At 45.0% G+C, this 10,201-nt stretch carries 12 protein-coding genes; all 12 read right to left on the bottom strand.

Features of this window, described 5'->3' with window-relative positions; translation table 11 throughout:
• Window positions 1-89 precede the first annotated feature (89 nt).
• Window positions 90-293 (bottom strand): helix-turn-helix domain-containing protein, encoded by a 204-nt coding sequence (locus DW947_RS14390; RefSeq protein ID WP_005830522.1) that lies wholly within the window; start codon window positions 291-293, stop codon window positions 90-92.
• A gap of 18 nt (window positions 294-311) precedes the next feature.
• Complete coding sequence (locus DW947_RS14385; RefSeq protein ID WP_005830523.1) at window positions 312-530, bottom strand: hypothetical protein; 219 nt, start codon at window positions 528-530, stop codon at window positions 312-314.
• Window positions 531-550: 20 nt separating this feature from the next.
• A complete protein-coding gene (locus DW947_RS14380; protein WP_229078180.1) occupies window positions 551-1,015 on the bottom strand; it encodes a DUF2975 domain-containing protein in 465 nt (154 codons plus the stop codon).
• A 26-nt stretch (window positions 1,016-1,041) separates the two neighbouring features.
• The gene (locus tag DW947_RS14375; RefSeq protein WP_005830526.1) at window positions 1,042-1,683 is read right to left on the bottom strand and encodes a DUF2975 domain-containing protein; all 642 of its coding nucleotides are present in this window, start codon (window positions 1,681-1,683) and stop codon (window positions 1,042-1,044) included.
• 15 nt (window positions 1,684-1,698) lie between these two features.
• Window positions 1,699-2,301: a DUF2975 domain-containing protein gene (locus tag DW947_RS14370; RefSeq protein WP_239420897.1), complete on the bottom strand. Its 603-nt coding sequence runs from the start codon at window positions 2,299-2,301 to the stop codon at window positions 1,699-1,701.
• A gap of 17 nt (window positions 2,302-2,318) precedes the next feature.
• On the bottom strand, window positions 2,319-2,987 hold the full coding sequence (locus DW947_RS14365) for a DUF2975 domain-containing protein (RefSeq protein ID WP_005830532.1): 669 nt from the start codon (window positions 2,985-2,987) through the stop codon (window positions 2,319-2,321).
• Complete coding sequence (locus tag DW947_RS14360) at window positions 2,984-3,778, bottom strand: CPBP family intramembrane glutamic endopeptidase (RefSeq protein WP_016272429.1); 795 nt, start codon at window positions 3,776-3,778, stop codon at window positions 2,984-2,986. The genes DW947_RS14365 and DW947_RS14360 overlap by 4 nt, the downstream gene beginning before the upstream one ends.
• A gap of 181 nt (window positions 3,779-3,959) precedes the next feature.
• Window positions 3,960-4,445: a DUF3836 domain-containing protein gene (locus DW947_RS14355; RefSeq protein ID WP_016272428.1), complete on the bottom strand. Its 486-nt coding sequence runs from the start codon at window positions 4,443-4,445 to the stop codon at window positions 3,960-3,962.
• A 225-nt stretch (window positions 4,446-4,670) separates the two neighbouring features.
• A complete protein-coding gene (locus DW947_RS14350) occupies window positions 4,671-5,612 on the bottom strand; it encodes a bifunctional riboflavin kinase/FAD synthetase (RefSeq protein ID WP_044469095.1) in 942 nt (313 codons plus the stop codon).
• Window positions 5,596-6,216, bottom strand: coding sequence for an HAD family hydrolase (locus DW947_RS14345; protein ID WP_005830542.1), 621 nt, complete (start codon window positions 6,214-6,216; stop codon window positions 5,596-5,598). The genes DW947_RS14350 and DW947_RS14345 overlap by 17 nt, the downstream gene beginning before the upstream one ends.
• 2 nt (window positions 6,217-6,218) lie before the next feature.
• Window positions 6,219-8,903, bottom strand: coding sequence for a calcium-translocating P-type ATPase, PMCA-type (locus tag DW947_RS14340; RefSeq protein ID WP_008662643.1), 2,685 nt, complete (start codon window positions 8,901-8,903; stop codon window positions 6,219-6,221).
• 90 nt (window positions 8,904-8,993) lie between these two features.
• Window positions 8,994-10,160 carry a sensor histidine kinase gene (locus DW947_RS14335; protein WP_117963246.1) on the bottom strand — a complete coding sequence of 389 codons (1,167 nt, stop codon included), beginning with the start codon at window positions 10,158-10,160 and terminating at the stop codon, window positions 8,994-8,996.
• Between the last annotated feature and the right edge of the window lie 41 nt (window positions 10,161-10,201).

Genomic DNA, 10,201 nt, shown 5'->3' with positions numbered 1-10,201 from the left:
AACACATTTATTAGTTTGTAAATGTGTCTACCTATATCAGGATAAGACAGTAAGCATTTCAACCTCTACTTGCGCCTTCTTCTCCCTATTTATCCCTCCTTAAACTCCAGTATATCCCCCGGCTGGCAATCAAGTTCCTTACAGATTGCTTCCAGTGTAGAGAAACGGATGGCCTTAGCCTTTCCGGTTTTGAGAATAGAGAGATTGGCAGGCGTAATATCAATCTTCTCCGCCAGTTCGCCCAAAGATATCTTTCTTCGGGCCATCATTATGTCAAGGTTTACTATAATCATATAATTGTGTTCTATTTATCAATTATTCTTTTCCCACTCACACCACCAGTCAGTGTACCGTTTCGTCAACCGGTAATAACCATATATGCACAGATACATCCACGGCATTACAATATAGACTTTCCACTTCCCGTCAAAGGCCGGAAACAAGAGGAGAAAATAGACAATACTTGCCAACAATAAAACCGCCACAAGTCCGACAACGAAATACAGACCATATTTCACACTTTTCTTCATATCGCGCTCTTCACTTTTATTTAAATCGTCAACTCTTGTTCCTCACGCATACGAACTCCCATCTTAAAAAGATAGCCCATAAAGATGATGAAAACTCCCAATAACACGAATATCCGATAAGAAGTATCAGTCGGTACTCCTTCGGGAGTAAACCAGGAGAGAGTTACCTGAAAAAGCCCATTCAATGCTATCAGCACCCCAATGGTTTGTATCAAAGATGAATTCTGATAAACAAACACTTCCTCCTTCTTCACATTGCGGAGAATGAGAAAAATACACAAGCCACATATTGTCATCACCAGCATTGTTACTGATTCGAGTAATATGTGCCAGATAAAATTAGCAGTATCATCCTTTCCCAACTCATAGCACAATGTCAGATTACGAACAATGCCGCCACCAATACATAGTCCACAGAAATAAAACAGCACATTCATAATAAGCGCTATCCGTCTCTTTGGTTCCTTTGGTTCCTTTTGTTTCATAAGTGTCATAATCCCTCCTCTCACTTTTAAATAGTCAAGTCCTGTTCTTCCTTTATCTTCACCCCGGCGGCAAATATCTCGGTGAAAAGAATTATAATAACCAGGGATGTGAAATCCGTATCATGCGATGCAACCACTTCATAGCCCAGCAGAGCCACTTGCTTCACTGCTTCAAGATGATTCAGCCAATCGTGCAAAGTCATCAAGCCGTACAATGCAGCAAACGAATAAGTAAAGAAACGCAACCGGGCTACATTATCCGAAGTAAACACTTCCCGCTTTGAGATGGATACCAGCAAACGTATCAGGCAATAGATTCCTACAAAGAAAGGAATGATGGCAAACATGGCAAAGAAGTTCACTATGGAACTCCAGACAGTGGGGACAATCACAGTGCCTATTCTCTTTACCTGATAAGGTACTGACTTATCGGCAAAACGATTCGTCAAGGAATCGACTGCTGTCGTTTCCAAAGGTCTTACATCCACATATACCTTATCAAATAAACCGGAATACTCCGGCTGTGGAGTTCCCGAATGCACATTTACACTATTGTAACCCTCAAGAAAACTATTCTTCATATCCACCCAGCCCGCTATCATCGCATAGGTAAACTCTGCAACAATGACCAATATAGCCAGGATACCCAATATACTTATCTTTTTCATAATCCTCCCCCCACATTAAACCGTTAAATCCTGCTCTTCCTTTATCTTCACGCCGATGGCGAATATCTCGGTGAAAAGAGCTAATATCAAAAAATAAAACCAAGGATATTTAAGCCAATAAGACTCTATTTCATAACCGGCCAAATGAATCTGAGAAACGACATCACAATATTGACAATACTGTTTCAGTTCAAGAAGTATTCCCATAAGAATGATTGTATAAATAAAAACACGCATACGAAATACATTATCACGAATAAACACTTCCCGACGGGTTACAGCCATAACCATCTTTATCAAACAGAAAAAACCATACAAGCCGGCAAATGCCACAGGAAACATCAGAATATTCAATACAACACCCCAAACGGACTCTTCCACTTGTGTCTCCAGGGTTTCAATACAATACGGAATATTCCGCTTTGCCACACTATTAAAAAGAGAATCTGCTATCAAAGTCTCATCAGCCTTCACTGCAACATTTACAGTAGAGAAGTCAAACTCCCGACTGTCTCCTGCTTGATTCCAGCCATCAACCGCACCTTCAATTCCACCTTTCAAACCAGTAAATACTAATGCTACAATAACTAATATTGCCAATATCTGAATCTTTCTCATTATTGTATCTCCTTTCATTAAATCGTCAAATCCTGCTCTTCCTTCATTTTCAATCCAATGGCAAACACTTCACCTACAATCAGCGAACAAAGCCCAAGTACCAGCGTGGTAGTGCTCACCAATTCTGAGAGGCTCAGCTCGTAACCATGCAGCGAGAATACGGTATCGATACCTATAAAATCAAGATATGATGACGCAAAGGTACAGCAGAAGCTGACAACCAGTGCCATTCCCAACCGACGCAGCCGACGTACATTCCGCCAGTTGAAGATGTCGGACTTGTTGATAGAGATTATCAAGCGGATAAACAATACTACCGCCCAAAGGGAAAAGCCCAAATGCAGATATATCAGCAAATACTTTGCCACCACTTTCCCGACAGAATCATGAGAATCTACGCTGACCATCAACGAAGAGTAGGCTGCAGGCACATAACTCCTGCTTTTCTCATTGTAGACGGAATCCCTAAAGAAATCAAACGACTCCATGGAAGAAGGTATCAGGTTGACAACCTTCAGGTTCATCAGTTCCTTGTAGGCAGCAATGTCACTCCCTTTCTTTCCCAGCTCCAGTCCGGTCTGCGCCCCCATCTTGGCTCCCAGAAAGATATAGTACCCCTGCTCCAATACCGAGTAACTCAGTACAAGCATTACCACCAGGCAGAGAATGTTCAATCTTCTTTTCATAATTCAGTTGTTGTTGTATTAGTATCAGATATATTATATTTATTCAGTTGTTTCAAGGAGAGTAGAAGCAACAATATGAAAACCACTGCCCAAACCAGTACATACGGGTTACTCAGCAGATGTGTCACATCCTCCATTTCAGGATGTTTCAGGCTCAGATAGACAGACAAGCCGTTATTCATGATATGTATCAGAATACATGCCATAAGACTCCGTGTCTTATAATAAAGCCAGGCAAGCAAGAAACCGATGAGGCAAGCACCTATTATCTGAACCGGATTCAGATGAAAGATACCGAATATCAACCCGGAAAACAAGATAGCCTTTGCCGGGCTATATCTGCGAAGCAGCTCCTTGGTAATGGCACCACGGAAAAGCAGTTCTTCCAGTACGGGTCCCAAAACAGAAATACAGAGAATACCCAGCCAACCGGATTGCAGTATATCAAATGTCTGGTCCAACAAATTGGGCAAAAAAGTAAGTTCGGACATCAGAAGACCTATTATACATATGGAAGTCATTCCGGCAAGCAGGCTCCATGCCAGATAAGGGACTGACACCGGAGAATACAGATGCTTGTCTCCCGTCAGGTAGTTCTTGCGCCACAAGTACAGTCCCATGAAAACAAAGCCCAGCAGCATGGTAGGCGCCACAGCAATCTGACCAGCCTTGTCCATGTCGAAAGTTCCATAAGCGAAATACGTATACAGCAGACAGAAAGGTCCTGCAAACAGTGCTCCTATAAGCTGCATCAAAAAGTAAATCAATACTAGTTTTATTGCCGTTTTCATTGTTCTATTCGTCTAAAAGTTCGCAAAGATACACATTTTCTCTGTCAATCCGTCAAGCTGTGGCAACAAGTCCCATCAGCAGCACCATCACTGTAGAAAGTGACAATACCAATAGTGTAATACTCATAAATGCTCTTCTCATAACCTAAGCCCCTCCCTCATTTCTATATTTGTTCTTCATTTATTTCACTGCCAGGAGCAATACGTCTTCCTCTGCAGTGGCATGTTCCACCAACAGATTCCAGTCGTTGTCCTTCTTACTCCATTTGTAACTCAAGTAGTTGATGTCATCTCCCGCCTGCAGATAAACTGCTTTTTCTTTCACATCGGAGTAGGCATGCGTCTTGTTGTCCCACAAGGCATATTCCACATCCGTACCGGCTTCTGTATAATTGTAGTTCAAGCAATAGAAGCGTTCAAACGCCTGCTCAATCTCGTTCCATTTCAACGCTTCCTTCTGTATCGTACGCCCTTGGGCATCATAGATGAAATTGTATTTCAAATGGTTCTGCAGAAACTTACCGTTCTCTACTTTATATACAATCTGGGACTCCACCTGATTTCCGTTCATCACTTCATTATAGGCAAAGTTTTCCTGGATATTACCACCAAAAGCATTTATCACTACTGTCACTACAAAGATTGTTGTCATTACTAAAGTTTTCATACCGTTATTGTTTTATTAGTTCTTTATTTTGTTTTTCGATAATCATTTATCGTTTTTCGATATGCAAATAAAAGACCTTTTTTTGGTATGACAAAGAAAAACAGAAAATATTTATCGAAAAACAATAAAAAAAACGCGTTTTACGATAAATATACAGAAAGCAAACACTTCAAACGGGAAAATACATAGAACTGCAAGGAGATAAATGACCTTATCGCCTTATGTTTATAAAGAAAGAATGGATTTAATCTCCACCTCGTCACGGTGAAGCTGGGCAATAAGTTCTTCTATACTGTCGAATTTCAGTTCAGGACGGGTGCGGCGCACAAAGGAAAGACGCATCGGCTGCTGATAAATGTCAGCATCAAACCGGAATATATGGACCTCAATACTGCGATCGGGGCCGTTCTCCAACGTAGGTCGGTAGCCAATGCTTAGCATACCGCCGTACTCCTTGCCTTCAACACAGACACGGACGGCATACACACCATCGCAGGGAATCAGCTTGTCAGAATCGGAAACACGGAGATTAGCCGTAGGAAAACCTATTTTACGCCCCACCTGATAGCCGCCGACAACCGTACCGTCCAAAAAGAAATCATATCCCAGATACTCGGCAGCTTCCGAAACGTTTCCCTCCTGCAACAGACCTCGAATAGCCGAGGAGCTGACAGTAACCTCCGTTACCGATGCTTCCTTACTATAAGAATACGCGCGCGCAAGAAGCACCTCCATACCCAATTCGCGACCATAGTGCACATAGTCTTCAAAACCCTCGCTGCGGTTATGCCCGAAACGATGGTCGTATCCTACTACCAAAGCTTGTATCTGATAGCGATCCTTCAGTATGGACATGAATTCCCGTGCCGAAAGCCGGGCTATTTCAGGAGTAAAATCAAGCATCATGCAATAATCCACCCCAGTCTTGGCAAGCAGGGAAACTTTCTCATCACAAGTGGTCAATAACTTCGGATGATAATCGGCCTGCATCACTTTACGCGGATGTACCGGAAAAGTCACGACCGACGAAGCAAGCCCACGCTCGGCAGCTACCGCACACACTTGCTCTATCAGGTAGCGGTGTCCCCGATGTACTCCGTCAAAGAAACCGATAGTGGCTACACTTGGACGGGAACCAATGTCCGATGTTTCACAAAACAACTGCATGTCTCCAATCCTCGTGGGCCTTTGGCGTATAGGTAGAAATACCCAACGCCTCCGCTGTCCGGCAATTGGCCTCAGAATCGTCAATGAAAAGAGTCTCGTTGGGAAGAATACCGGTCTCATCCAGTACTTTCTGAAATATATCGGCATCCGGTTTTGCCATCTTCATCTCATAAGAGAGATAGATATGCTCAAAAAAGTCCTCCGCACGGAAAGCCTTGTAGCGAAACGCGTGCAGACACGACCATTGCCAATGGATTTCATTGGTGTTGCTCAGCAGATAGACCACATATTTTTTGCGCAGTTCCAACAGTAAATCCAATTTAAAAGTAGGAATACTCACTAGGAAACTGTTCCAGGCGTCATCTATCTGGGCATCAGTCACCGGTTTCCCTATCTTTCCACGAATCACTTCCCGGAACTCCGCACTAGTAATCAACCCTTTTTCATATTTCTGGAAGAAATCCTGCTGGTGATAGAGGTCCAACATGACTTCCACGTCCGGCAATCCCAGCTTTCTGAAATTCTCTAAACAGCGCTGGCGGTCCAAATCAATCAGAACTCCGCCAAAATCAATAATAAGGTTCTTGATTCCTCTTCTTTTCATCACTATTTCTGTGTTAAACGTCGGATAAGGCGAACCAGTTCACCTATCCACAAAACAAACGAAGTAGAAACGACAATCGTCATCCAAGTCATAAAATCGAGCGGCACTGTGCGGAATACAGCTCCACCAAACTGTACAATCAGTATCTGTCCGCCCAAAATGGCAAGTATAATCAGCTCCATGCCATAAGATTTAGAAATGCCCTTGAACGCCGAGTCCGAAGTGCCGAACACACGTGCATTGAACAAGTTCCAGAACTGAAGCATAACAAAGAACGTGAAGAACACAGTCAACCGATAGGTAGTCATCCCCCCCTCTTCACTGTTAAACCAGAAGAGCATTCCCATAAGCAATACCAGAAAGGCAAAACCCATTCCCAAAATGTAATACCTCATGGACTTGGTTATAATGAAATCCGTACTCTTACGCGGCTTTTCCTTCATCACGCTCTCACTGGGTGGAATGGACGCCAAGGCCAGGGCCGCAAACGTATCCATAATCAGGTTCACCCACAACATCTGCGTGACGGTCAAAGGAAGCGTCGTACCCACCAGTGAACCCAGGAGAACGATAAACAAAGCCACAAAATTGATAGTCAGTTGAAAAACAATGAAACGCTGTATATTCTTATATAGAGAACGTCCCCACATCACGGCCGTACCTATACTGTTGAAGGAGTCATCCAGCAACGTGATGTCGCTGGCCTCCTTGGCAACGGAAGTCCCGGTACCCATCGAAAGTCCCACTTGCGCATGGTTCAACGCAGGAGCATCATTCGTGCCGTCACCCGTCACAGCCACTACCGCACCTTTCTGCTGCAACAGTTGCACCAGACGCTGTTTGTCTGTGGGGCGTGCACGCGACATTATCTTCAAGTCCATCACACGGTCCAATGCCTCCTCATCCGTCAATTCGGCAAATGCAGCTCCCGTAATGCGGTTCTTTTCCGTATCCTCCGGTTTCCACAGACCAATCTGGCGTGCTATCTCGGTAGCCGTACCCGGTGTATCTCCCGTCACAATCTTCACTCCGATACCTGCCGACTGGCATTTAGCAACGGCCGCAGGCACATCCGGACGGATAGGATCACTGATGGCAACCACACCGAGGAACGACAAGTCATTTTCAGCAACCAATGACACACAATCAGACGCTTCCGCATCATCCACAATCTTGAATGCAAAGCCAAGTGTACGCATAGCCATATTCTGATAGTTGAGCAACTGAGCCTCCACTGTAGAACGGTATTCCACCGCATCCACACGCTTGCCGTCCAACATGACATCCTTGCATTTACCCAAAACAATCTCGGGAGCTCCCTTCACATACAGCACCTTCTTCCCAATCAGGGGGGATTGCACCAGGGTAGCCATGAATTTCCTTTCCGTAGAGAAAGTCAGCTGGTCGATAACCGTAGCTTTCTCACGCAGCGCCAGATAGTCGCATCCTTGGCTGTTCAGCCAAAGCAGCAGTGCCACCTCCGTGGGGTTACCCACCCCTTTCGGCTTCTCGCCAGTCACCTCTTCTTCCAGGAAAGCAGTGGAGTTAGCACTGATACCTTCCATTACCAGCTTGCTGAGGTCATCATTCCCCAGCTGCCCGTTATTCTTCAAACCATAGAAATTGGGTTCATGCACCTGCATCAGATTTTGGGTCAATGTACCGGTCTTGTCGGTACAAATCACTGTAATGGCTCCCATCGTCTCGCATGCATGCATCTTGCGCACCAGGTTGTTGGTGGAGAGCATGCGGCGCATATTCAACGCCAGACTGAGTGTCACGCTCATCGGCAAGCCTTCGGGCACAGCCACCACAATCAGGGTAACTGCCATCATAAAGTATTGCAAAGTAGCCTGCAAGGCCGGCAGCCAATCACGGAAGGTATGAAATGAAGAAAAGTCATAGACCAGTACCACATCCTTTACAAAGAAAATGAGAAAAGCCAGACCCGCTACGGAAAAGCCAATCTTTCCAATCAGATTGGCCAATTTGGTCAACTGAATATTCAGCGGAGTAGGTTCCGTATTCTGTTCGGTACTTTGACGTGCCACTTTACCGATTTCCGTAGCATCGCCCACAGCCTCCACACGCATGGTGCCATGTCCGTCCACCACCGTTGTACCGCGCAAAATGCGATTGGAAGCATACGTAGCCTCTTCGTCAAAGTCAGCTTCTACGGTAGTTTTCGTCACTACCGGCTCACCGGTCAGATTCGATTCGTTCACTTGCAGGGAAATGGCTTCCAGCAATTCACCGTCCGCCGGAACCTCTTCACCGGTTTCCAGCACCACTATATCACCCACCACTACATCTTTACGGGGAATCTCCTGCACATGTCCGTTACGAATTACTTTCACCAAAGTTTCTTCGTTCACTGCATTCAGCAGGTCAAACTTCTTTCCGGCATCATACTCAAAGAAGAAACCGATACCGGTAGCCAGCAGAATGGCTACTATAATGCCGATAGTCTCGGCATATTCATTCTCTACAATGGAAATAATCAAAGAAAACAGAGCGGCAACCAGCAATACCCTTACTACGGGGTCCTCAAACTTCTCCAGATACAATTTCCATAAGGAAGGCCGTTTAGGAGGCGTCAATAAATTTACTCCATGTTCGTCGCGGCTCTTCCGCACTTGTTCGTCGGTCAGTCCGACATGATAATAATCATCCTTTATTGCAGTCATGCAAGTCTTTAGGTTTAATTTTGGAACGCAAAAATACAATAATAATCCGGGAAAACAATACCTATATAATGATTAGTGATTAATTGACTGTCATTGATTCTCTTTTTCCCTCACCAGTTTCGGTCTGGTTGCAGGCTCCCACGGCAATGTGAACCAGAAAGTCGAACCTGCCCCTTCTTCCGATTCCACGCCTATTTCGCCCCCCAATTTGCGGACAATGGTCTGGCAAATGGAGAGTCCCAGTCCGGTACCGTTCTTTTCCTGCTTCAGCTTGACGAAACGTTCAAAAACATGTGGCAACTTTTCCTGGGGAATACCGGTTCCCGTGTCTTTTACGTAGAAATAGAGACCTTCCTCATAGGGTCTGAATCCGAGGGTAATACTGCCTTCCTGGGTGAACTTCAGGGCATTCGTCATAAAATTGGATACCACTTGTGCAAGCCGGTTTCTGTCTGTATGCATGGTATATTCCTTCTCAGAAGCCTCCCGGACAATCTGCACTCCACTACCCAACTCGGCCACCCGCATACGGAACTGTTGTTCCAAATCGAACATCATCTGGTTGATGTCCACATCCGAGAACACAAATTCCAATGTTCCGGCTTCTATCTTCGAGAGGTCCAGAATATCAGCAATCAGCTGTTGCAGCATTTCATTGTTACTTTGCACAATTTCCAGGAACTGTATCTTCTCCTCGTCTGTCGATGCAGAGGCCAGCAATTCCGAGAATCCGACAATTGCGTTCAGCGGGGTACGGATTTCATGGCTCATATTCGCCAGGAACACCGATTTGGAGCGGTCGGCATTCTCTGCCTTCTCACGTGCCAGTTTCAATTCAGCTTCCACTTGTTTCAGCCGGGTAATGTCATGCACGGTAATCACCATGCAGTCGCGGTCCTCAATCTCCATATACTCGCCGGAAACATAAGCATTGCATTCCGTAGTTCTGCCTTCGCTATCCCTAAGATTCAGAATAGCTGCCAAATCCGTGAAGTTCTTTTGCACCACAAAGGCATTCTCTATGGCATTCCGCACGGGGCAGTGCTCACACAAATCGTGAGTGCCGCAACCTCCTGCTGCCGACAAGGCATTGTTACAGCGCAGAATATCTCCCACCCGTCCAGTTTCGGCAGGCTTTACAGCTCCGGTAATATCGTAGTAATTGGTGTAGAATACAGTGAAGTCGCGGTTTATCAGCAGTACATAGGCGTGCAGATTCCGCATAATCGCCCTGAACAGCTTGTCGGTCATTTTCATAAAATGTTGTTTTAATAGAGAACAAATATAAACTTTTTTTG

This window comes from Bacteroides sp. AM44-19 (assembly GCF_003603395.1).
Classification (GTDB): domain Bacteria; phylum Bacteroidota; class Bacteroidia; order Bacteroidales; family Bacteroidaceae; genus Bacteroides; species Bacteroides uniformis.
The sequence above is the reverse complement of the archived record's forward strand: the minus strand, read 5'-3'. Positions and strand labels throughout refer to the sequence as shown.

Coding starts and splice junctions, on each gene's coding strand:
- DW947_RS14390 (WP_005830522.1), bottom strand. CDS start 293: ATGATTATAGTAAACCTTGACATAATGATGGCCCGAAGAAAGATATCT.
- DW947_RS14385 (WP_005830523.1), bottom strand. CDS start 530: ATGAAGAAAAGTGTGAAATATGGTCTGTATTTCGTTGTCGGACTTGTG.
- DW947_RS14380 (WP_229078180.1), bottom strand. CDS start 1,015: ATGAAACAAAAGGAACCAAAGGAACCAAAGAGACGGATAGCGCTTATT.
- DW947_RS14375 (WP_005830526.1), bottom strand. CDS start 1,683: ATGAAAAAGATAAGTATATTGGGTATCCTGGCTATATTGGTCATTGTT.
- DW947_RS14370 (WP_239420897.1), bottom strand. CDS start 2,301: ATGAGAAAGATTCAGATATTGGCAATATTAGTTATTGTAGCATTAGTA.
- DW947_RS14365 (WP_005830532.1), bottom strand. CDS start 2,987: ATGAAAAGAAGATTGAACATTCTCTGCCTGGTGGTAATGCTTGTACTG.
- DW947_RS14360 (WP_016272429.1), bottom strand. CDS start 3,778: ATGAAAACGGCAATAAAACTAGTATTGATTTACTTTTTGATGCAGCTT.
- DW947_RS14355 (WP_016272428.1), bottom strand. CDS start 4,445: ATGAAAACTTTAGTAATGACAACAATCTTTGTAGTGACAGTAGTGATA.
- DW947_RS14350 (WP_044469095.1), bottom strand. CDS start 5,612: ATGCAGTTGTTTTGTGAAACATCGGACATTGGTTCCCGTCCAAGTGTA.
- DW947_RS14345 (WP_005830542.1), bottom strand. CDS start 6,216: ATGAAAAGAAGAGGAATCAAGAACCTTATTATTGATTTTGGCGGAGTT.
- DW947_RS14340 (WP_008662643.1), bottom strand. CDS start 8,903: ATGACTGCAATAAAGGATGATTATTATCATGTCGGACTGACCGACGAA.
- DW947_RS14335 (WP_117963246.1), bottom strand. CDS start 10,160: ATGAAAATGACCGACAAGCTGTTCAGGGCGATTATGCGGAATCTGCAC.